Raw genomic sequence first — 22,741 nt, forward strand, 5'->3', positions numbered from 1 at the left:
ATGCAGGTTGCAACGCCTGCATGCAGGATGCACGAACAGGCAACTTCCGTCTCGAACAGCGAATCCCGAGTGAACGTCGACGTCAACCACGGCGTCGCCGCATGCGTTGAAGAGGGCTCCTCCGTCCGGAGAACCCGCGCATGCAACACGACGCCATCTTCGTGCTCTCGACCGGCCGATGCGGCACGCAGTGGCTGCACGACGCCATGCAGACCTGCTACGGCGATCGCGTCGAAGCCACGCACGAGCCGCTGAAGGCCGGTTACCGGCCACGCCGTTTCTTCCGTGCATCGAACCACGGGCTCGCCGCGCTCGGCGACCTGCCCGAGGTCGCCGCGCACGTCGCGCACATCCGCGCGCGGCTCGAACACGGCCCGTACTTCGAAGCGGGCTGGCCATGCTTCGCGGCGCTGCCGTGGCTGCATGAAGCACTCGACGGTCGCCTGTGCATCGTCCATCTCACACGGCATCCGGTGACGAGCGCGTTCTCGATGGCGACGCACCAGGTCTACGATCGCGACGACTGGATCCGCGACGCCGCGCTGACACCGTTCGACGGCGGCTGCCTGCGCCCAGCGCTGCAATTGCGCTGGCCCGAACTCTCGGGCTACGAGAAATGCCTGTTCTGGTGGACCGAGCTGCACCGGTACGCGATCGATCTGCATCGCAAACGCCCGGACATCGCCTGGCATGCGACATCGTACGAAGCGCTGTTCGCGCCCGAACCCGATGCCCTGCACGCGCTCGCCGAATTCTGTGGCCTGCCGCACCAGCCGGAACTGGGCTCGCTGCGCGAACGACGCACCGACCAGTACCGCTACCGCACCTGGCCCGACGACTGGCGCAAGGCGCTGCAGTACCCGGACACGATCGAGGTCGCCGAAGCGCTGGGCTACGACATCGCGGACACCGACACGCACGCGCTGTCGGCGCGCTATTTCAGGCGCAAGAAACTGAAGCACTACCTCGCCGAATGGGGCGCGATCGGCCGTCGCTTCGCGGGCTGATGCCGCGGCCCGCGCGCGGGCTCAGTCCTGCGAACGCTTCGTCGGCGTCTTCGCCTGCGCGGCGAAATCGGCGATGCGCCAGAGGTAGAAACTGGCGTAGGTGCGGTACGGGCCCCAGCGTTCGCCGCGTTCGAGCAGTGCCTTCGGCGTGGGCATCTCTTCGGCCTTGTCCACGCGCTGCGCGCCCTTGCGCACGCCGAGGTCGTCCACCGGCAGCACGTCGGGACGACCGAGCCGGAACATCAGCATCATCTCGACCGTCCAGCGGCCGATGCCGCGCACCGGCACCAGCGCGGCGACGATGGCGTCGTCGGCCATCGTCGACATCCGCCGCAGGTCGGGGATCTCGCCGCGCGCTTCACGCTGCGCCAGGTCGCGCAGCGCGAGCAGCTTGTTGCCCGACACGCCGCAGGCGCGCAGCGTCGCGTCGTCGCAGCGCGCCAGCGTGTCGCAGTGGAAACGGTCGCTCGCGATCGCGGTCTCGACCCGGCCGACGATCGTGGCCGCGGCCTTGCCACTGAGCTGCTGGTAGAGGATCGCCCGCGCCAGCGCATCGACCGGATCGAACGGCTTGCGCCAGCGCGGATCGGCCGCGATCGGGCCGATCTTCTTCATCCACGTGCCGAGCTTGCGATCGCGCCGGGCGAGGTGTTCGCGGGCGGCGTCGACATCGAATCCGCGGGCATGACGTGGCATGGCGGAACCCTCAGCGACGCAGCGCGCCGACGGCGTAGAGCAGCCAGCCGGCGATCTGCAGGGAGCCGCCGACCGGCGCGAGCCGGGTCGGCAGCGCGAACGCGTGGTGGGCGACCAGCGAGCCGGAGAACAGCAGCGTGCCCAGCGCCAGCATCGCCAGCGCGAAGCGGCCGATGCGCCGCGGCGTGACCGGCGCGAGCGCCGCCAGCGCGATGCCGTGCAGCAACGCGAACAGCGCCGCGGTCGACAGCTGCGCCGCGGCGACACCCTGCACGGCATGCGCCGCGTACGCCGACAGCGCGACGCCGAAGGCAGCGCAGAGCGCACCGAAGACGACGAACAGGCGCGGCGATGGATCGAAGGTCATGCGGACACCCCGCAAACGCGAAGCGCCGCATGACGCGGCGCTTCGGGGACGATCACCATGTTTCGGACCGTCATGTTTCCGACCGTGTCCCGATCAGCGGATGGCCCAGAAGGCGGTGAACTTGCCGTCTTCGGTGAAGGCGCCTTCGATGCCGCTGTCGTAGACCTCGTACGGACGGTCGGTGACTTCGTAGCCGCGCGGCGCCGACCAGGCGCGCAGCGCGTTGTGCAGGCCTTCGATCTCGTGGATGTAGCCCACGAACTTCGCGGTCACGGCACGGTGCGCCGGCACGTGCTGGTACTTCACCGGGCTGCCGCCGGCAAAGGTCAGGCCGGTCAGTTCGGCCGCCGGGGTACCCGCGGCGTCGGCCGTGCGGCGCACCGGCAGGGCGACGTCGAAGGTGTACGTGTCGCGGCCCTGCTCGCTGGTCACGATGCGCATCGGACCGGCAGCGGTCAGGCCGTTGGCGGCCAGCGCGCGGTTGATCCACTCCATGTTGGCGCGCATCGACTGCTCGACCGTCGCGTCGTCGAACTTCTGGCTGCCGGCGTTGACGTACAGCAGGTTCTCGGCCGGCACGTCGACCACGGACAGGCCGGTGAGGCGCTCGCCGTAGGAGGTGTAGTCGACGTTCGGGATCGAGGCCAGCATGTTGCCGAGCTTGGCCAGGCCGAACTTCATGTCGTCGCCCACCTGGCTGCCGACGTACAGGCCGGCGAAACGGCCGATCAGGTTCCAGCCGTAGTTGACCTTGTAGGTCTGGGTGATCTCGACGTTGCGATTGTTCTGGCCCGTCGGCTTGAGCTTGAACTCGGTGCGCTTGTCGGTGCCGAAGCGGTCATTGTCGACCTGGATCACGATGTGCTCGTTCGGCACGCTCTCGGTGATCTTCCAGGTGCCCTCGCCCACTTCGGACTTCTTCGAGTTGTAGTGGAACTCGGCGCCCACGCCCGAGGTCGGGCCGGAGACGCGCATCTCCATCTTCGGGTCGCGCAGCGGGATCGCGTTCCAATCCTTGAAACGGCTGAAACTGTTCAGCGTGTCGAAGACGATCGTCGCCTTCCGGTTCGTTTCGACCTTCTCGACGATGAAACGATTGGAAGGCAGCACGACGCCGACGATCAGGAACAGCGCGGCGACGATCGCGAGGGAAATCAGGATCTCGAGCAGACGGGTCATTCAGGGGCTCTCCGGGACCAATACCCGCTGACGACGGGCAAGACCCGAATCGTAGCAGGGAAGTCCGGTGCCGGGCGAGGGTGAACCCCCGCCGCCGCGATGCCCTGCCGGTGCCCGCACCGACGGACGGCGGGCGCATGCGGGCAGGCAGACGCGCGACCCGGCCGGACGACCGGGCTTCCCCGAGCATCACGCGCGCATCGGAAGGGACGAAGCCCGGACGGACCGGGCGGCCCTCCCGTCGATCAGATCAGCTGCAGCTCGAAGGCCTTGAGCACGGCGCGGGTGCGGTCGCGCACACCGAGCTTGGACAGGATGTTCGAGACATGGTTCTTGATCGTGCCCTCGGCCACGCCCAGCGAATTGGCGATCTCCTTGTTGGAGAAGCCGGAGGCCATCAGGCGCAGGATCTCAGTCTCGCGGTCGGTCAGCGGGTCCGGGCGGTCGAGGCTGACGAACTCGTTGCGCATGTGCTCCAGCCCGGACAGCAGGCGCTGGGTCACCGCCGGCTGCACCAGCGAACCGCCGCCGGCGACGGCCTGGATCGCCCCGACGAGCTGTTCCAGCGACACGTCCTTGAGCAGGTAGCCCTTGGCGCCGGCCTTCATGCCGGCGAGGACCAGTTGGTCGTCGTCGAAGGTGGTCAGGATGATGGTCGGGGGCAACTGGTCGGCGCGGGCGAGGGCCTGCAGGGCCTCCAGGCCGGACATCGCCGGCATGCGCATGTCCATCAGCACCACGTCGGGGCGGATCTGCGGGATCAGTTCGACCGCCTGGCGGCCGTCGGCGGCCTCGGCCACCACTTCGATGCCCTCGGCCAGCGCCAGCAGGGAGCGGATGCCCTGGCGCACCAGGGTCTGATCGTCGACCAGACAAACGCGGATCATGGGGATTCCTGGGTCCTGGAAGTGCGGACAGGGATGCACGCGCCGGGCGTCCGGGCCGGAGCGAAGGAAGAAACGGGAACAGGCATGGGAACAGGCACGGGCACGGTCATGACGCCCTCGCGACCGGAAGCGGGGACGACGGCAGGACACGGCCGTGCCCCGGGCCCTCGCTGCCGCGGGCGACCGGCAGGTGCAGGCTCAGCCCGAAGCCGCCGCCGTTGCGGGTCTCGATGTCCAGCCGCCCGCCGTGGGCCGCCAGCCGTTCGCGCATGCCGCGCAGGCCGTTGCCCGCCGCCGGGGCTTCGGCGCCGCGACCGTCGTCGCGGGCCTCCAGCCGGACGCCGTCATCCTGCCAGCGGTAGTCGAGGGTCAGGGTCGTCGCCTGGGCGTGGCGCACCACGTTGGTGATGATTTCCTGGGTGCAGCGCAGCAGGACGTGGGCACGTTCAGGGTCGTCCAGCAGGAACGGCTGCGGCAGGTGCATGTCGATGCGCAGGCCGGGCACGTTGTCGGCCAGCGGCAGCAGCGTGGCGGCCATGTCGATGTCGTCGCTGTCGCGGATGCGGCTGACCGCCTCGCGGACGTCGCTGAGCAGCAGCTTGGCGAGCGTGTGCGCCTGCGACACGTGCTCCTGGGCCTTGCCGTCGACCAGGTGGTTGGCCACTTCCAGGTTGAGGCTGAGCGCGGTCAGGTGGTGGCCGAGAAGATCGTGCAGTTCCCGGGAGATGCGGGTGCGTTCGTTGACGCGGACGCTTTCGGCCAGCAGCGCCCGGGTGGCGCGCAACTCCGAATTCAGCCGGCGCTGCTCCTCGCGGGCCTGCGCCTGCTGGCGCGCGACCATGCTGGTGGCGTACACGAACCCGGCGAACCCGGCGTACAGCAGGGCCTGCATCACCGCTTCCAGCGCGGTCAGGTCGCGGCGCATGAACACCGGAACCACCGCCAGCTGGCTGAGGATCAGCCAGGCCACGCCCAGCCGCAGCGACAGCAGCCACGGCAGCGCCGAGGCCGCGACCATCAGCAGCATGCTGCCGAGGCCGCTCTGGCTGTAGTAGCCGAGGCTGATCGCCGCCGGGGTCAGGATCAGCAACAGCAGGTAGTCCAGCGGGCCGGGACGGCGGAGGCCGAGCCCCCGGGCCAGCCAGGCGTAGGCGGCACCGAACACCGCATAGGCCACCCAGCCCTGCCAGGGCATGGCCAGCAGCGGCAGCGGCTCGTCCGACTGCGCCAGCATCGGCATCACCCACGTGTAGAGCAGCGGCACGCCGACCGCCGCCCAGGTGAAGAGGCCGGAATAGCTGAGCAGGCGACTGTGGTCGAGGCGGGCGAACATGGCCGCAGTGTAGGCGCTTGGCCTCGTGCTGCACCCCACCGGAAGTCATGCCCGGCCGGTCGCAGCGGCCCGGACCGGCACATGGCCGAGGTCGCCCCCTCCCGGCCGGCATGCGATAATTGCCTGCCTGATCGGCGCAGTCGCCCCCCTGCCCGCGCCATCCTTCGCCGGAGCCCCGAGGAATGTCGATTGTCATCCGCGACGTGCGCGAGCACGAGCTGGATTCCGTACTTGCCCTGAACAATGCCGCCGGCCCCACGATCCTGCCCTTCGATCACGCCCGTCTGCGTCATTTTTACGACACCGCGGAATACTTCCGCGTCGCCGAGCGCGACGGAACCTTCGCCGGCTTCCTGATCGGCGTCGGCAGCCATGCCGAGCATGATTCCAGCAACTTCCGCTGGTTCGGCAGCCGCTATTCGAATTTCTTCTACATCGACCGCATCGTGGTCGCCAGCCGCCGCCGCGGCGGCGGTCTCGGCCGCATGTTCTACGCCGATGCCCAGAGCTACGCCGAACTGCGCTACCCGCAGTTGGCCTGCGAGGTGTTCCTCGACACCGCCCGCGACGTCACCCTGCCCGACCCGGCGCTGCTGTTCCACGGCAGTTTCGGCTTCCGCGAGGTCGGCCAGCAGGTCATGCCCGAGACCGGCCTGCGCGCGGCGATGCTGATGAAGGACCTGTGCAGCTATCCGTGGGTGCACGAGACCTACGGCGACGCCCTGCCGGACGAACCCTGGCTGATCGCCCCGCGCCATCCGGTCGCCACGGACGCCCCGGCATGAGCGCGTCCCCGGCGACTCCGAACTACGAACTGGCCGGCGACCTCAAGATCGGCCAGGTCGGCATCGCCAACCTCCGCGTGCGCACGCTCGACGTCGCCCGGCTGGGCGCGGAAATGCGCGACCGCGTGGCCCGCGCGCCGAAACTGTTCGAACGCGCCGCGGTGATCGTGGACTTCGGCGGCCTGCCGGGCACGCCCGACGCCGCCACCGCCCGCGCGCTGATCGAGGCCCTGCGCGACGCGGGCGCGATCCCGGTCGGCCTGGCTTACGGCAGCACCGACAACGAGAAACTGGCGATCGAACTCGGCCTGCCGCTGCTGGCCAAGTTCCGCGCGCAGTACGAATCCGGCGCCGCCGAAGCTCCGGCCGCAGCCCCCGCGGCGAAGCAGGCTGCCGCGCCGGCACCGTCGGCTGCGCCCGCCGCCGCAGTGTCCGAACCCGGCATGCTGCACACTGCGCCGATCCGCTCCGGACAGCAGATCTACGCCGAACAGCGCGACCTCACCGTGCTGGGCACCGTCGGTGCCGGCGCCGAGGTGATCGCCGACGGCAGCATCCACGTCTACGGCGCGCTGCGCGGCCGCGCCCTCGCCGGCGCCCGCGACAACGCGAAGGCGCGCATCTTCTGCCGCGAGTTCCACGCCGAACTCGTCGCGATCGCAGGACACTACAAGGTCATGGAGGACATTCCGGCCGACGTGCGCGGCAAGCCCGCGCAGGTCTGGCTGGAGAACGGACAGATCCACATCGCCGCGCTCGCCTGAGCCGCGGCCCATCACGCATCGGGAGAATAGACCTTGGCAGAAATCATCGTCGTCACGTCGGGCAAGGGGGGCGTCGGCAAGACCACCAGCAGCGCGAGCCTCGCGTGCGGATTCGCGCGCCGCGGCAAGAAGGTCGCGGTCATCGACTTCGACGTGGGCCTGCGCAACCTCGACCTGATCATGGGCTGCGAGCGCCGGGTCGTGTACGACTTCGTCAACGTCATCCACGGCGAAGCGTCGCTCAAGCAGGCGCTGATCAAGGACAAGCGCTTCGAGAACCTCTTCGTGCTGGCCGCGTCGCAGACCCGCGACAAGGACGCGCTCACGAAGGAAGGCGTGGAGAAGGTGCTGAAGGAACTGTCCGACGACGGTTTCGACATCATCCTCTGCGACTCGCCCGCGGGCATCGAGAAGGGCGCGTTCCTGGCCATGTACTTCGCCGACCAGGCGGTGGTGGTGGTCAATCCGGAAGTGTCCTCGGTGCGCGACTCCGACCGCATCCTCGGCCTGCTCGCCTCGAAGACGAAGCGCGCCGAAGCCGGCGAGCGCGTGAAGGAATCGCTGCTGCTCACCCGCTACAGCCCCGCCCGCGTCGAGACCGGCGAGATGCTGAGCATCAAGGACGTCGAGGACGTGCTGGGCCTGAAGACGATCGGCGTGATCCCCGAGTCCGGCGACGTGCTCAACGCGTCCAACAAGGGCGAACCGGTCATCCTCGATGCCGAGTCGAACGCCGGCCAGGCCTACGACGATGCCGTCGCCCGCCTGCTCGGCGAGGACCGGCCGATGCGCTTCACCCAGTACGAGAAGAAGGGGTTCTTCAGCAAGCTGTTCGGAGGCTGAGACATGGCTCTCTTCGACTTCCTCAAGCCCAAGAAGAACACCGCGTCGATCGCCAAGGAGCGCCTGCGCATCATCGTCGCGCAGGAGCGCACGCACCGCGGCGCGCCGGACTACCTGCCGCTGCTGCAGCGCGAGCTGCTGGAAGTGATCCGCAAGTACGTCAGCGTCGACGTCGACGCGGTGAAGGTGGAAATGGCGAAGGACGGCGACCACGACGTGCTGGACATCTCGGTCGCGCTGCCGGAAGACCGTCCGGCCGCGGACTGACGGGCGCCCCTCGCCATGGCCGCCGTCCCGGTTTCCACACCGCCCGAAGCGCCGGCTGTCCTGCGCCTGCGCGACATCGACGAAGCCGATGTCGTCGCCCTGCTCGCCCGCTACGGCCTGCGCTTCGAGCGCGTCGCCGACGGTGCGCCGATCCCCGGCAGCTTCTGGGGCGACACCGAGGCCGGCATCATCGCCAGCACCGTCTTCGCGCGCGGCGACACGCCGCTGCATTCGCTGCTGCATGAAGCCTGCCACGTGATCGTCATCCCGCCGTCGCTGCGCTGGCGCGTCCACACCGACGCCAGCGATTCGGTGTTCGAGGAAGACGCCACCTGCTACCTGCAACTGCTGCTCGCCGACACCCTGCCCGGCTTCGGGCTCGATCGCGCGCTGGCGGACATGGATGCGTGGGGCTACACCTTCCGCCTCGGTTCGGCGCGCGCGTGGTTCGAGCGCGATGCCGAGGATGCCGCCCAGTTCCTGCACGAACTGCCGCATCTCGCGGGCCTGACCGGCGGTGCACCGGCCGCGCCCTGAATCCATCGCAGTCCACCGGAGTCCACGCCATGGCCCACGTGCTCTACATCGGCAACAAGACGCTGTCGTCCTGGTCGCTGCGGCCGTGGCTGGTGCTGCGCTGGGGCGGCATTCCGTTCGAGGAACGGTTGATCCGGCTCGACCAGCCCGGCTACGGGCACCAGGAAATCCCCGAAGTGAAGGCGGTGGCGCCCACCGGCACGGTGCCTGCGCTGCACACGAACGGCGCGGTGATCTGGGACAGCCTCGCCATCGCCGAATGGGCGGCGGAACAGGTCGCGCCCGGCATGCTGTGGCCGGAGGATCCCCTGCTGCGCGCGCAGGCGCGTTCGGCCACGTGCGAGATGCACGCCGGTTTCACCGCGGTACGCCGCGATCTGTCCATGAACCTGGCGCTGCGCCTGCCCGCGCCGCCGTCCTGGGCCGACGACACTCGCCGCGGCCTCGCGCGCATCGATGCGCTCTGGTGCGAACTGCGCGAGCGCCACGGCGCGCACGGGCCCTGGCTGTTCGGCCGCCGCAGCATCGCCGACGCCTTCTTCGTGCCGGTCGCCACCCGGCTGCGCAGTTACGCCGTCGCCAGCACCGGCGTGGCCGCCGAATATCGCGAGATGCTGCTGTCCGATCCCGACTTCCTCGCGTGGGAAGCCGACAGCGTGCACGAGCGCCCGGCCCGACACGCCGCGCACTGAGCGCACGACCTCCCGGCCGGGCCCTGCCCGGAACCCGACCGGCCTTGCGGCAGGCCGTCGCCGCGACTAGCCTGCCGCACAGACGCCGACCGGCCCGGAGATCGCCCGTGACCCCTCGCACCACCCTGCTCACCCTCGCCATCGGTGCGAGCCTGCTCGCGCTGTCCGCCTGCGACCGTTCCACGCCGAAGCCCGATGGCGCGGCCGGCACCACGGCGCCGGCCGAGGCCGACCAGGACGCCGACGCGCTCGTCGCGCGCGTCAACCGCGAATACAAGGCCGGCTATCCGGAAATCACCGCGGCGCAGTGGGTGTCGTCGACCTACATCAACGACGACACGCAGCTGGTCGCGGCGAAGGCAAACGAACGCTTCCTCGCCCAGCTCAACGGCTGGATCCGCGCGGCCAAGCCGTTCGAAGGCCAGAAGATGTCGCCGGAGAGCGCGCGCTCGATCCTGCTGATGAAGCTGTCGACCGCGATGCCGCCGCCGAACGATCCGAAGAAGCTCGCGGAACTCACCCGCATCGCATCGAAGATGGAAGGCGACTACGGCGCCGGCAAGTCCTGCACCGGCGAAGGCGACAAGAAGGTGTGCCGCGACCTCGGCGAGCTCAGCGACGTGCTCGCGCACAGCCGCGATTACCAGGCGCAGCTCGACGCGTGGCAGGGCTGGCACACCATCTCGCAGCCGATGCGCAAGGACTACGTGCGCTTCGTCGAACTGGTGAACGAAGGCGCGAAGGAGATGGGCTTCGCCGACGCCGGCGAGATGTGGCGCTCGGGCTACGACATGACGCCGGCGGAACTCGCCGCCGAGACCGATCGCCTCTGGGGCCAGGTCAAGCCGCTGTACGAACAACTGCACTGCTACACCCGCACCCGCCTGCAGGCGAAGTACGGCGTCGACAAGGGCGCGGTCGCCGGCGGCATGCTGCCCGCGCACCTGACCGGCAACATGTGGCAGCAGGACTGGGGCAACCTCTGGGACGTGCTGGAGCCCTACCAGGACGCCGGCAGCCTCGACATCACCTCGGTGCTGGAGAAGCGCTACAAGACCCACTACGCCGAGGAACTCGCGAAGGCCGGCCCCGGCGCCGGCAGCACCGCGCTGGCCGAGGCCGACCACCAGGCGCAGGTCGACACCGCCAAGGAAATGGCGCAGCGCGCCGAGGATTTCTACGTCTCGCTGGGCATGCCCAAGCTGCCCGAGACCTACTGGAGCTACAGCCAGTTCGTGAAGCCGCGCGACCGCGACGTGGTCTGCCACGCCAGCGCGTGGGACATGAACATGGCCGGCGACGTGCGCACCAAGATGTGCATCAAGCCGAACGAGGAAGAGTTCACCACGATCTACCACGAACTCGGCCACGTCTATTACTACCTCGCCTACAACAAGCAGCCGCCGCTGTTCCAGACTGGCGCGCACGACGGCTTCCACGAAGCCATCGGCGACACCATCGTGCTGAGCATGACGCCGGCGTACCTGCAGTCGATCGGCCTGGTCAACGGCCAGCAGCCGTCGCACGACGCGCTGATCAACGCGCAGATGCGCATGGCGCTGGCGAAGGTGTCGTTCATGCCGTTCGGGCTGATGATCGACCGCTGGCGCTGGGGCGTGTTCGACGGCTCGATCACGCCCGACCACTACAACCAGGCGTGGTGGGAACTGAAGGCGAAGTACCAGGGCGTCGCACCGGTGACGCCGCGCGGCGAGGAATTCTTCGACGCCGGCGCGAAGTACCACGTGCCGGGCAACACGCCGTACACGCGCTACTTCCTCTCGCACATCCTGCAGTTCCAGTTCTACAAGGCGCTGTGCGACGCCTCCGGCTACAAGGGCCCCCTGTACCAGTGCAGCTTCTACGGCAACAAGGCCGCGGGGCAGAAGTACTGGGCGATGCTGGGCAAGGGCGCCAGCCAGCCGTGGCAGAAGACGCTGAAGGACATGACCGGCAGCGAGAAGATGGATGCGTCCGCGGTGCTGGAATATTTCGCGCCGCTGCAGGAGTGGCTGAAGCAGCAGAACGAAGGCCAGCGCTGCGGCTGGACGCCGCCGCCGGCGACCGCGATCGTGCCGCCGCCCGCCGCATCGAAGCCGTCCGCGAAGGGCTGATCCGCCTGCAGGCATAGACGCCGGCAATCGACGACGCCGACGTCATCGCGTGACGACGTCCCCGGTGTGAACACCGGGGACGTCGCGTTTCCGCATCATGCGTGCAGCGCGATGCTTTCGGCATCCCGGTCGCTGCGGTACAGTCTGCACGCCATCGCGGATCGATCGGATACGACCGCGGCGGCGCGCTTCGCGCAGGCGACTCGAAAGGACGCAGCCCATGCCGCAACGTATCGACCGCATCCGCGCGTTGGCGACGCAATCGCGTTTCCGCATCGGCGCGGTGCGGGTGCATCCGGAGCGGCTGATCATCGAGCGCGACGACGACGAGATCGCGCTCGAACCGCGGATCATGGAAGTGCTGGTCGCGCTGGCCGAACACGCCGGCGAAGTGATCAGCGCCGAGCAACTGCTGATCGAGGTCTGGCGCGGCAGCTTCTACGGCGACAATCCCGTGCATCGCGCGATCGCGCAGCTGCGACGCCATCTCGGCGACGACCCGCGCAATCCCGTCTACATCGAGACCATCCGCAAGCGCGGTTATCGCCTGGTCGCGCCGGTCGCGTTCCCCGACGACTACGGCCGCCGTCCCTTGCAGAGCGGCGGCTGGTCGGGACGCAATCCCTACGTGGGCCTGACCGCCTTCGACAATCGCCACGCCGACGTCTTCTTCGGCCGCACGCGGCTCACCGCAGAACTGCTGGCGGCGCTGCGCCGGCAGCGCGAATCGCAGCGGCGCTTCCTGCTGCTGGTGGGCGCCAGCGGCTGCGGCAAGACGTCGCTGCTGCAGGCCGCGGTGCTGCCGCTGCTGACGCAGGCCGGCGGCTTCGACGGCATGCAGGCACTGTCGGTGGCGCAATGCGACCTCGCGGCCGGCGCGGGCCAGACGCCTGCCGTGAGGCTCGCCTCGGCGCTCGCCACGTGGCAGATCGACGGGCGTCCCGTCTTCGCGCCGCAGCCGCCGGACGCCCTGGCCGACGGGTTCGCGGCGCAGCCCGGCGCCATCGCCGACGCGCTCGACGACGCCTGGCGCCGGCGCACGGTGCGCAACGAAGCGCCGCACGCGCACTTGCTGCTGCTGATCGACCACGCCGAAGCGCTGGTCGCCTCCGACCACGTCGATGCGGCGCAGCGACGTCAGGCCTGGGCGATCCTCGATGCCGTGTGCAACCACCCGCGCGGCGGCGTGCTGATGATCGTGCGCGGCGATTTCTATCCCGCACTGATCGAAGCGCTGCCAGGCATCGCCGATCGCAAGGGCGGCGACGGCCACATCGACGCGCAGGCACCGACGATCGGCGAGATCGCGCAGATCGTGCGCCTGCCCGCGCACGTGGCGGGGTTGTCGTTCGAGGAAGACGCGGAGAGCGGCGCGCGCCTGGACGACGTGCTGCGCGACGCCGCCGTCGGCCGCCCGGACACGCTGCCGCTGCTGCAGCACACGCTGCATGCGCTGTACGAACAGCGCGAGGCCGACGGCACGCTGACCTTCGCCGCGTATCGCGCCGTCGGCGGACTCGAAGGCGCGATCGCCCATCAGGCGGAAGCGGTGTTCGCCAGCCTGCCCGCCGACGTGCAGGCGCGCCTGGACGAAGTCCTCGCGCGGCTGATCCTGCTGCTGCCCGACAGCGATAATCTGGGCACGCGGCGCGTGCCGTGGTCGGCGCTGGAACACGACGCCTCGCGCGATCTCGTCGAAGCCTTCATCCGCGGCCGGCTGTTCGTCGGCAGCCACGACGCCGACCGGCCGACGTTCGGCGTGGTCCACGACGCGTTGCTGCGGCAATGGCCGCGCGCGCGCGACTGGGCGCTGGACAACCGCCGGCTGCTGCAGGCCCATGCGCGCCTGCAGCGCGCCGCCGCACGCTGGGACGAGGCCGGACGCCGCGACGACCACCTGCTGCATCCCGGGCAACCGCTGGGCGAAGCGCTGGAAGTGCAGAAGCGCCTGCCGCAACGGCTGTCCGCGCGCGAGGAAGCGCTGCTCGATGCCTCGCTGCGCCTGCGCCGGCGCGGGCTGCGCAAACGCCGGCTCGCGATCGCCTCGCTCGCGACGCTGGCGATCACCGCGTCGCTGTTCGCGCTGTGGGCCGTGCGCGCGCAGCGCGAAGCCGAACGCCGACGCGAGGATGCGCTGCGACTCTCGGATTTCATGCTGGTGGACGTCGCCGACAAACTGCGGCCGCTGGGCAACCTCGGCCTGATGCGCGACGTGAGCCAGCAGGCGCTCGACGTGCTCGATCACGACGACACCGCGACGGCCTCGGTCGCGGCGCTGGTCAACCGCGCGCGTGCGCTGCGCACGCTCGGCGAAGTGCTGATGGAAGAAGCCCGCCTGGAGCAGGCGCAGCGCGCCTTCGACGGCGCCGCGCACGCGGCGGAGGCGGCCGTCGCGCGCGCTCCCGCATCCAGCGACGCCGTGGCCGAGGCCGGCAACGCCGCGTACTGGCTGGGCTATCACTTCTACCGCCGCGGCGAATACCGGCGCGCGGAGACATATTGGCGCACGTATCTCGACCACACCGGCGCGCTGCTGCGCCTCGCGCCGGATCGGCCGGAGTGGCTGGTCGAACGTTCGTATGCACTCAACAACCTCGGCACGCTGGCGAACACGCAGGGCCACGGCGACGAAGCGATCGCGCGGTTCCGCGAATCCGCGGCCCTGAAGGACCGGGCTTCGCGGATGCGGCCGCAGGATCTCGACCTGCGCTACGACCTGATCGACACGCTGTCGTGGGTCAGCAGCGCCGAACAGACGCAGGGCCAGCTCGATCGCGCGGCCGCGGGCTACGCCGCACAGCTCGACATGCTGCGCGCGCTCATCCGCCGGCGGCCGACCGCGCTGGCCTGGGAGCGTCGCCTCGCGACCTCACTGGGCCGCAGCGCCGCACTCGCGCTGATGCGCGGCCGCGCCGATGACGCCCGCGCGATGCTCGACGAAAGCGTGAGCCGCCTGACCGCGCTGCTGCCGAAGGCGCCCGACAACCGCGTGTGGCGACGCGACCTCGCCCACGCCCTGCTCGATCGCGCTGAACTGGCGCGGATCGCCGGCGATGCTTCCGGCGCGATCACCGACCTGCGCCGCGCGTCCGCATTGTCGTCGGAACTGCAGACCGAGGGCGGCGGCGACCAGGCCGAGTGGCGACGCCTCGACGCGCTGATCCGCGTGCGGCTCGCCGCGCTGCGCGCTCAGCCCGCGCGCGAGCGCGAGGCCATGGCCGATCTCGACCGGCTGGTCCGCGAAGTCCCGGACGACGTGTTCGGCCGCAGCGCGCTGGCGAAGGAACTCATCGCCCACGGCCAGCGGTTGGCGGCCGCCGGCCGGTCCGATGCCGCCGCGGACGATTACGCCCGGGCACGGGTCCTGCTGGCGCGGATCGCCCCCGATTCCCGCGACCCGGCCCTGCTCGCGCCGTGGGTGCAGGCGCACCTGCTCGCCGGGCTGCGCGCCGACGCCGCGCTCGCACGCCTGCAGGCCAGCGGCTACCGCCATCCCGACGTCGTCCTCCCCCTCGCCCCATCCCCCCTGTCGGCAAACGGCCCCCCACCGTGAACCGGCTGCCCGCCCGCCCACCCCAACAGGAGCTTCCCGTGTCGCACTTCGGCCACCTCTGGACCATCACCGTCACCATCGAAGGCGGTGTCCCCCGCTTCGATCCCCCGCCCGGCAACCAGGGCTACCAGTTCGCGAAGAACGCCCGCCGCGGCGTGATCGTCTTCAGCCTCGACTCGGACGACTACGTCTTCAGCGGCTGCACCTACGTCCCGGTGAAGGGCGACCAGCCCGGCGTCGAGGCCCGCTGGGGCCATGCCGTGCGCAACCCGAAGGAACTGGTCGTGACCTTCACCTATCCCAAAGGCGTGATCCATGACGGCCAGCTCCACCTGGAGTACATGCATCGCACCGAGAAACACACCCACGTGATCGACCCGCAGGTCGGCAACGACGGCCAGACCGGCGGCGGCTTCTGATCGCCGGCTTCCGGTCGGCGGACGGACAGGCCGACATGGCCTGTCCGTTCCTCCGCGCAGCGAAAAACTTCCTTTCGAATCAATCCGGTGGAAACCGACAGGTTTCCGACAGGCAGGCCTGCGGCCGGCTCCGGATGCTGGCACCACGTTCCCGGCGACAGGCCCGACACGGGCCACCCGGAACGCGGTCGCGTCGGCCCACGACGCATCCAGCAAGGAGCATTCCCGTGTCCAAGAAGGCCGCACTCGACGCCTCTGCCCAGCAGATCAACATCCTGATCGTGATCGACACCGAATACGTGAAGGCCAACTACCCGCACCCGAGCCAGGACCAGAACAACCCGACCGGCATCAACCACAACAGCCAGTTCATGATCTGCACCGGCTCGCGCGGCAGCGTGACCGGCCAGGGCACCGCCGACCTGAGCTTCCAGGCGAACCCGGGCGACTACGTCTCCTTCGCCGGCACCTCCATCTACGACAACTCGGACGACGCCGTGATCGTCTACGGCATCAAGTACTGGCAGGGCGACCACGTCTTCAACCAGTTCGTGCCCGACGTGGTGAGGCGCCAGAAGGCGGTGATGCCCGACCCCACCACCACCAACGGCCTGCCCGCCATCCAGGGCCCGATCAGCTTCAGCTCGATCGATTCCAAGGTCTCCCAGGCCGGCACCGAGAACTTCTACGTGTACTTCGCGTTGTACACCCTCGCCAGCGACGGCGAGACGCAGAACCTCTTCGGCTACTACTACTGGGATCCGCAGATCCGCGTCAGCTGATCGACAGAATCTATCGTTGCGACCTGCAACGATCGACCGCGCATGTCCCGGCATCATCTCGATGCCGGGGCATGTCGACAGTCATGCTTGACAACCGCACGGCCCCACGAGAAAACGATTGCGTTGCAACACGCACGGATCGTTTCGAGACATCAATGCCGACCGCGCCGCGAGGCGCCGGATCAGGGGGCGGGCATGGAGCACGGTCACCATCTCAGCAACGCAAGGCCCGCGGAACGGCGCCCGTTCCGACCATGTCGACCATTCCGAAAACGCATACCGACGGCCCGTTCCTGAGCCGACACGCACCCCGCGTCCAACGAATGCCCGACGAGGTACTGCATGGCCCAGCGCACCGAGCGCTCGCGTTTCCGCATCGGCGATCTGCTGGTGCATCCGGATCGCAAGATCGTCATTCGCGACGGCGAAGAGATCCATCTCGAAACGCGATGGATGCAAGTGCTGGTCTACCTTGCCGAGCACCACAAAACAACCGTCGGCACCCTGGAGTTGATGCATGCCGTCTGGGGCAGCACGGAATTCGAAGAAGGCGCAGTACACAGCACGATTTCCAAGTTGCGGAAAAACGTCCTGCGCGACGATCCACGTGCTCCGCGCTACATCCAGACCATCTCGGGACATGGCTACCGATTGATCGCACCGGTCGCCTGGCCGGACGATTACCTCAGCGGCCGCAGCGGCGGCAGCAACTGGAGACGAGGCAATCCCTACGTCGGTCTGGCCGCCTTCGACGAGGCGCATGCGGATGTCTTCTTCGGCCGCGGCGATGCCGTGGCGCGCGTGATGACCGCGATGCGCGCACAGTTCGAGAGCGGCCAGCGTTTCGTGCTGCTCGTGGGCGCGAGTGGCAGCGGCAAGACCTCGCTGCTCAACGCCGGCGTGATCCCCAGACTCACACCCAACGGCGGCGAGAACGGCCTGCGCGCCCTGTCGGTAGCGCGCTGCGACCTCGGTGCCGCCGCGGACGGCGACGCGCTCGGCGCAGTGGCCAGCGCAATTGCGGGCTGGACCCTCGGCGACCGTCCCGTTCTGCCGCCACAACCCGTCGCGTCGCTGAAGGAAGCCCTGGTCGAATCGCGTGAATCCATCCGCGCCGCCATTGACGAAAGCTTTCGCCGACATCCCGTGCGTCTCGACACGGAACCGCACGCACACCTGCTGTTGGTGCTCGACCACAGCGAAGCACTGGTCGCGACCAGCGACCGCGACGCCCCCGCGGAGCAACAGACCGCCGCGAAGCAGGCGCTCGCACGCTTCGTCCAGGCACTGGAAACACTCTGCGACCATCCGCGTGTCCTCGCGACGATGATCGTCCGCGGCGACTTCTACCCGAAACTGATGGAAGCAGTGCCGTCACTGATCGAGCGCAAGGGCGGCTTCGGCCATGTCGACGTGGCCCGTCCGACCGCGATCGAGATCAACGAGATCATCACGCTGCCAGCCATCGCCGCGGGCCTGGAATTCGAACGCGATCCCGACACCCGCGCGGTCCACCACCTCAACGACACCCTCGCCGAAGCGGCCCGCGGGCAGGCCGACGTTCTACCGCTGCTGCAGCACACCCTGCACGAGCTTTATCTGCGCTGCGCGGCGGACAAGAAGCTGACCTACGCGGCATACCGCGAGATCGGCGGACTGGAGGGGGCGATCGCACAGCGCGCGGAGGAAGTGTTCGCGTCGTTGCCGTCGGACGCGCAAGCGAGCCTGGATGCCGTTCTCGGGCAATTGGTGGTGGCTGACATCGATTCCGGAGCGATCAGCGGCCGCAAAGCGCCCATCGCGCAACTCCCACGCGCGGCTGGCGCGCTGGCGCAAGCCTTCGTCGATGCACGTCTGTTCGCGACCGAATCAAGCAACGGCCGTGCGCACTATGGTGTCGCGCACGAGGCGCTGTTGCGGCAGTGGCAACGTGCCTCCGAATGGACGAAGGAAAACCTGCGCCTACTACAAACCATTAACCGGGTTGAGAACGCAGCCAAACGCTGGCAAGACGAGGGACGACGCGAGGATCAACTACTCAATGCCGGCAGACCGCTTTCGGAGGCAATGGAGGCAGCACATCGACTGCCCGAAAAGATCGACGATCCGATGGCCGAATATATCCGGGCCTCGGAGCACAAGAGAAATCGGATCGCCAGGACCAGAAAACTGCTGATTGCGTCCCTGTCGGTTCTCACGATTGCTTCGATCGGGCTGGCCATTCTCTCCTTCGTTGCCACGAGTACCGCAGAGCGTAACAGGCGCGACACTATCGACATCATGGGTTACATGCTAGTCACCCTGGCCAACCAATTGCGACCGTCGGCAAGCATGAAGCCTCTCGAAAGCATCAGTCTGCAGGCCATCGGGCTACTAGAAAGGAAGCCCGTGGTTTCTATGACCATCGACGAGCTAATCAACTATTCGAGGGCGCTCAGGACGCTCGGGGAAGTGAAATCATCGGAAGGGCACGATGAAGATGCCATGCGGCTGTTCGTGAAGGCGAACGCCATCGCCCGGAAGGCGACTGCAAAAGAAGGACCACAGAATTCACCGACCTTCGAATTGGCGCAGACAGAATACTGGATCGGTTACCAGAGCTCGAAGCAGCAAAACGCGGAGGAGACGCTCCGGCACTGGCGTGCTTACGAAAAACTGGCACGGAGTCTAGGCAAGGATGGCGACGAAAATCCTGCATGGAAGATGGAAAAGGCACTATCCGCATCAAATCTCTTGACCTTGAACATAAACAAGGCGGATTGCAGCGTCATGCTGGCGGCGATCGAAGGCCATGTTCGGATGATGCACGAAGCGATTTCGGACTCTGGCAGGACACGCCCGGACTGGGAGTACGACACGATCGTGACCGAGTCGTGGGCGACGCGATGCCGGCAGGAGCACGGTGAAGTCACGCGCGCCCTAGTCGAGTACAAAGACCAGATCGCCAGACTGGAGGGTTTGATCTCGAAGCATCCGGATGCGATCGAGTGGCGTCACCAGCTCGCCAGCCTGCTTCACTTTCAATCCATCTCCGAGAAGCAGCGCGGCGACCTTCAGGCGGCAGAAACCGCGATATCCCGATCAATCGGCCAGATTCGAATCGTGACGAGCGTGACAACAAAAAACGAGAACTGGAAGCGGGATCTCGCCAATTCGCTCCTACGCGGCGGAGAGATCGCGAGGCTTCACGGCGACCGGGAGACCGCGACCTCCCGGCTCACGGAATCGCTCTCGATCGCTAGGAATTCGCCGGACCGTGAAAAACGCTTTCTCAGGATCGAAGGCCTCTGCCTGATGAACCTGTCCATGATCGATGGTCCGGCGAAAGGCCGCAAAATGCTGGACGCGTCAATCGACATTCTGCACAAGCTTCACGACCGCAATACCGACAACAAATACAACGCTCTTGCACTCGCCCAAGCCCTGCTCGCGAGACACCGGGGCAGCCGGGCTGCCAGCGGCAGCACGGAAGTCGAATCGGACATCCGCGAGGCCTACGCCTTGATCCTTCCATTGGCGGCGGGCTCCCGCGATCCGGAATTCCTGAACACGCTGAATGAAGCAAGGCAACTGGCTCCGGATTCCGCCTTGGGCGACGGCCGGGCGGATTGATTCCATTGGCGCCGAGCGCTCCATTTCGACCGGAGCCGATTTGATACCGACGACATTCCGAATTCGGATCACTGTCAATCGACTCAAACGCAAGAATTCATCCCACGACCTACAGGAGGCGATATATGACACAGCCCGGTGCGCTTTTCAGGTTTGACGATCAAATCAATTTTTTCAACGGCGATGAGATCGTCGAGAAACAAAGGAATCGAGACGGCAGTAGGAAGCATGTCGACAGGGCAAAGGTCAAACTAACCGTCTGCCATGACCCGGGAACGCAGATCAGCCACTACACCTGGGAGGAACGCACCATCCTCTTCCACACGAACAAAGAGAGACAGTCGCTAGAAATCGAGATCGACTCCCCGCAGGAATGGCAGAATCGCCCTAGGTTCCACCTGCACCACATCGATCACAACGAAGACTACATCGAATCGGTCGCCTACTATCCCGATGAAAATGGCGATCCGATCCCACTCGAGACACCATACGAAGAACTTCCCCTGCACACCCGGTCGATCGTGATCACGCTGCGCCTCCCGGCTCACGGACCGAAGACCGTGTTCAAGTTGTTCGTCCATGCCAAGGACCTGGAACGCGAGAGGAAAATCAACTGCGATCCCATCGTCGGGAACGATCCTCCACCGGAAGCACCAGGGGCTCCATGAGATCGATCATGAAGTCCCACACCTGCTTCACTTCCATTTCACTTCGGCTCACACAATTGCTTTCATCCAAATAAATCAATCACTTGCACTCCGCAAGGTTTCCGCAAGGGACATCCGGAGGCGGTTCGGGGAGGGTCGGTGGGCCCCGCGGCGAGGTCGTCGCGGGGACGTCGGGGGTCCGGCAAGGACCCTCCCCCTTCGTCCGCTTCCGGAGTCCGTCATGACCGATTCGCCCGTTTCGCCCATCCCGGTCGTTCTCTGCGCACTGCTCGACGACGCCCGTCCTACTTCCCCGTCTTCGCCCGCCGAGGCCGCTGCGCTGGCCGAACCGACGACCAGTCCGTCGCCGGCACCGGCCGGGGCGCCGCCGTCCGCCCCGTCCGATCCGCCTGTCGGCGTGGTGATCCCCTGGCCCGGCCCCGTGCCGCCCGCCGACCCGCGCGGCCGGGTCCGGCTGAACGGGGCGCTGCTGCGGCGGCTGCGCATCAGCAAGCTGCTGAGCCAGCAGGACCTCGTCTACGCGTTCGAGGACGCGAACATCCGCATCTCGATCGCGACCATCAAGCGTGTCGAATCCCCGCGCGGGGCGATGGTCCGCTTCCGCATCGCCCGCGAGTTCGCCAAATATCACGGCGTACCGGTCGAAATGCTGCTGTTGCCGAATCCGTGAAACCCATCGGGAGACGCGCATGGACAGGGATGACACGCTTCGCGTCGCGGCCCGCGACACCCTCGTGCACATCGCGGGGGTGTCGGGGCGGCCCGCCAAGGACTTGCGGCCCGGGCAGTCGCTGACGGTCGATCTGGGGCTGGCCGACCCGGACCTCGCGGTGCTGTCCATCTACCAGCACCGGGTGGCCGGCCGGCTGCGGCCCGGCGGGCGGGCGCTACCGCTGACGGTCGACGTGCTCTACGACTGCGTGGTCTGGGAGGTGCTGGCCCTCACCGTGCAGGCGGCGACGGGCCAGCGGCTCGACGCCGCCCGGGCCGGGGCCCTGCTGGTCGAAGCGGCCGCCCGGCTGCGCGGGGTGTCGCCCCGGCCGCCGGGCGATCCGCCCGGGCGAGGCTGACAGTCCCGCGGGGGTGCGCGATACTCGCGGCATGTCCGCACCCCGCCGCCTCGCCGATCTCGCCGCCCAGCCGCTGGAGCGGGCGCTTGCGTTGCCGGCGCACTGCTATGTCGATCCGGCGATCCCGGCGCTCGACCGCCGGGCGATCTTCGACCGCGGCTGGCAGCTGATCGCGCACGTCAGCCGGCTGCGCGCACCGGGCGACCATGTGGTCGTCGATTTCGGCGGCATGCCGGTGATCGCGGTGCGCGGCGAGGACGGCGTGGTCCGCGCGATGCACAACGTCTGCCGCCATCGCGCCGGCCCGCTCGCGCAATGCGACGGCCTCGGCGCGAAAGCGCTGCGCTGCCGGTACCACGGCTGGACCTACACCCTCGACGGCCGGTTGCGCAGCGCGACCGAGATGGCCGGGGTGCCCGACTTCGACCCCGCCGACATCCGCCTGCCGCAGCTCGCGGTGCGCGAGTGGCAGGGCATGCTGTTCGCGACCGTCGACGAGGCCGCCGCGCCGCCGTTCGAGGCCTTCGTCGCCGGTATCGACGCCCGCATCGGCCCGGACCGCCGGCTCGCCGACTTCGCCCACCACCAGCATGTCGCCTACGAGATCGCCTGCCACTGGAAGGTGTACGTCGACAACTATCTTGAGGGCTACCACGTCCCGCACGTGCATCCCGAGCTGAACCGGCTGCTGGACTACCGCAGCTACGTCACCGAGACCGCCGAGTGGTACTCGTTCCAGTGGAGCCCGCTGGAGAGCGGCGACGGCCTCTACGGCAACGGCGACGCGTTGTATTACTGGCTGTGGCCGAACACGATGCTGAACATCCTGCCCGGCCGCCTGCAGACCAACCGCGTGGTGCCGATAGCCCCGGACCGCTGCCGCGTGGAGTTCGATTTCTACTACGCGCCGGACGACAGCGAGGCCGGGCAGGCCCGCCGCGCCGCCGACCGCGATTTCAGCGATGTCGTGCAGGACGAGGACATCGCGATCTGCGAGGACGTGCAGCGCGGCCTCGCGTCCGGTTCCTACGAGGCGGGACGCCTCAACCCGCTGCGCGAGAACGCGGTGCACCATTTCCACGAACGGGTGCGCCACGCCTACCGCGAGGCGGAGACGGCCGAACACAAGTGACGCCGCCCCGCCCTCCTTTCCGCACATTTCCAGA

At 68.1% G+C, this 22,741-nt stretch carries 21 protein-coding genes; 16 read left to right on the forward strand and 5 right to left on the reverse strand.

Features of this window, described 5'->3' with window-relative positions:
- The first annotated feature begins 140 nt into the window (after positions 1–140).
- On the forward strand, positions 141–1,007 hold the full coding sequence (locus tag ACT53Q_RS11170) for a hypothetical protein (protein ID WP_476186715.1): 867 nt from the start codon (positions 141–143) through the stop codon (positions 1,005–1,007).
- 21 nt (positions 1,008–1,028) lie between these two features.
- On the opposite strand, the gene ACT53Q_RS11175 is transcribed toward ACT53Q_RS11170, so the two are convergent.
- From ACT53Q_RS11175 to ACT53Q_RS11195, 5 genes are all read right to left on the reverse strand, one after another.
- Entirely contained in the window at positions 1,029–1,703 is a 675-nt protein-coding gene (locus ACT53Q_RS11175) for a DNA-3-methyladenine glycosylase family protein (protein WP_476186716.1), read from the reverse strand.
- Between the two features lie 10 nt (positions 1,704–1,713).
- Positions 1,714–2,070 carry a DUF423 domain-containing protein gene (locus ACT53Q_RS11180; RefSeq protein ID WP_476186717.1) on the reverse strand — a complete coding sequence of 119 codons (357 nt, stop codon included), beginning with the start codon at positions 2,068–2,070 and terminating at the stop codon, positions 1,714–1,716.
- A 93-nt stretch (positions 2,071–2,163) separates the two neighbouring features.
- Positions 2,164–3,249: a polyketide cyclase gene (locus tag ACT53Q_RS11185; RefSeq protein WP_476186718.1), complete on the reverse strand. Its 1,086-nt coding sequence runs from the start codon at positions 3,247–3,249 to the stop codon at positions 2,164–2,166.
- A gap of 245 nt (positions 3,250–3,494) precedes the next feature.
- Positions 3,495–4,136 carry a response regulator gene (locus tag ACT53Q_RS11190; protein ID WP_476186719.1) on the reverse strand — a complete coding sequence of 214 codons (642 nt, stop codon included), beginning with the start codon at positions 4,134–4,136 and terminating at the stop codon, positions 3,495–3,497.
- Between the two features lie 106 nt (positions 4,137–4,242).
- Positions 4,243–5,469, reverse strand: coding sequence for a sensor histidine kinase (locus ACT53Q_RS11195; RefSeq protein WP_476186720.1), 1,227 nt, complete (start codon positions 5,467–5,469; stop codon positions 4,243–4,245).
- A 182-nt stretch (positions 5,470–5,651) separates the two neighbouring features.
- Between ACT53Q_RS11195 and ACT53Q_RS11200 the strand changes: the two genes are divergently transcribed.
- The 15 genes from ACT53Q_RS11200 (at position 5,652) to ACT53Q_RS11270 (ending at position 22,707) form a co-directional block, all read left to right on the forward strand.
- The gene (locus tag ACT53Q_RS11200) at positions 5,652–6,254 is read left to right on the forward strand and encodes a GNAT family N-acetyltransferase (RefSeq protein ID WP_476186721.1); all 603 of its coding nucleotides are present in this window, start codon (positions 5,652–5,654) and stop codon (positions 6,252–6,254) included.
- Positions 6,251–7,018 carry a septum site-determining protein MinC gene (gene minC, locus ACT53Q_RS11205; RefSeq protein ID WP_476186722.1) on the forward strand — a complete coding sequence of 256 codons (768 nt, stop codon included), beginning with the start codon at positions 6,251–6,253 and terminating at the stop codon, positions 7,016–7,018. The genes ACT53Q_RS11200 and minC overlap by 4 nt, the downstream gene beginning before the upstream one ends.
- Positions 7,019–7,051: 33 nt before the next feature.
- The gene (gene minD, locus ACT53Q_RS11210) at positions 7,052–7,861 is read left to right on the forward strand and encodes a septum site-determining protein MinD (RefSeq protein WP_476186723.1); all 810 of its coding nucleotides are present in this window, start codon (positions 7,052–7,054) and stop codon (positions 7,859–7,861) included.
- Positions 7,862–7,864: 3 nt separating this feature from the next.
- Complete coding sequence (gene minE / locus ACT53Q_RS11215) at positions 7,865–8,128, forward strand: cell division topological specificity factor MinE (protein ID WP_476186724.1); 264 nt, start codon at positions 7,865–7,867, stop codon at positions 8,126–8,128.
- Positions 8,129–8,143: 15 nt separating this feature from the next.
- Positions 8,144–8,665: a hypothetical protein gene (locus ACT53Q_RS11220; RefSeq protein WP_476186725.1), complete on the forward strand. Its 522-nt coding sequence runs from the start codon at positions 8,144–8,146 to the stop codon at positions 8,663–8,665.
- A gap of 29 nt (positions 8,666–8,694) precedes the next feature.
- Positions 8,695–9,357 carry a glutathione S-transferase family protein gene (locus tag ACT53Q_RS11225; protein WP_476186726.1) on the forward strand — a complete coding sequence of 221 codons (663 nt, stop codon included), beginning with the start codon at positions 8,695–8,697 and terminating at the stop codon, positions 9,355–9,357.
- A 107-nt stretch (positions 9,358–9,464) separates the two neighbouring features.
- Positions 9,465–11,471: a M2 family metallopeptidase gene (locus tag ACT53Q_RS11230; protein ID WP_476186727.1), complete on the forward strand. Its 2,007-nt coding sequence runs from the start codon at positions 9,465–9,467 to the stop codon at positions 11,469–11,471.
- Positions 11,472–11,691: 220 nt separating this feature from the next.
- Entirely contained in the window at positions 11,692–15,024 is a 3,333-nt protein-coding gene (locus ACT53Q_RS11235) for an nSTAND1 domain-containing NTPase (RefSeq protein ID WP_476186728.1), read from the forward strand.
- Positions 15,025–15,062: 38 nt separating this feature from the next.
- On the forward strand, positions 15,063–15,443 hold the full coding sequence (locus ACT53Q_RS11240) for a hypothetical protein (protein WP_476186729.1): 381 nt from the start codon (positions 15,063–15,065) through the stop codon (positions 15,441–15,443).
- 227 nt (positions 15,444–15,670) lie between these two features.
- On the forward strand, positions 15,671–16,225 hold the full coding sequence (locus tag ACT53Q_RS11245) for an inclusion body family protein (protein ID WP_476186730.1): 555 nt from the start codon (positions 15,671–15,673) through the stop codon (positions 16,223–16,225).
- Positions 16,226–16,567: 342 nt separating this feature from the next.
- On the forward strand, positions 16,568–19,837 hold the full coding sequence (locus ACT53Q_RS11250) for an nSTAND1 domain-containing NTPase (protein ID WP_476186731.1): 3,270 nt from the start codon (positions 16,568–16,570) through the stop codon (positions 19,835–19,837).
- 125 nt (positions 19,838–19,962) lie between these two features.
- The gene (locus ACT53Q_RS11255) at positions 19,963–20,505 is read left to right on the forward strand and encodes a hypothetical protein (protein ID WP_476186732.1); all 543 of its coding nucleotides are present in this window, start codon (positions 19,963–19,965) and stop codon (positions 20,503–20,505) included.
- 220 nt (positions 20,506–20,725) lie between these two features.
- Complete coding sequence (locus ACT53Q_RS11260; RefSeq protein WP_476186733.1) at positions 20,726–21,175, forward strand: helix-turn-helix domain-containing protein; 450 nt, start codon at positions 20,726–20,728, stop codon at positions 21,173–21,175.
- Positions 21,176–21,194: 19 nt separating this feature from the next.
- Positions 21,195–21,575, forward strand: a complete 381-nt coding sequence (locus ACT53Q_RS11265) for a hypothetical protein (protein ID WP_476186734.1) — start codon at positions 21,195–21,197, stop codon at positions 21,573–21,575.
- A 31-nt stretch (positions 21,576–21,606) separates the two neighbouring features.
- Complete coding sequence (locus tag ACT53Q_RS11270; RefSeq protein ID WP_476186735.1) at positions 21,607–22,707, forward strand: aromatic ring-hydroxylating oxygenase subunit alpha; 1,101 nt, start codon at positions 21,607–21,609, stop codon at positions 22,705–22,707.
- Positions 22,708–22,741: the final 34 nt, after the last annotated feature.

Source organism: Lysobacter sp. DMC97 (assembly GCF_056313745.1).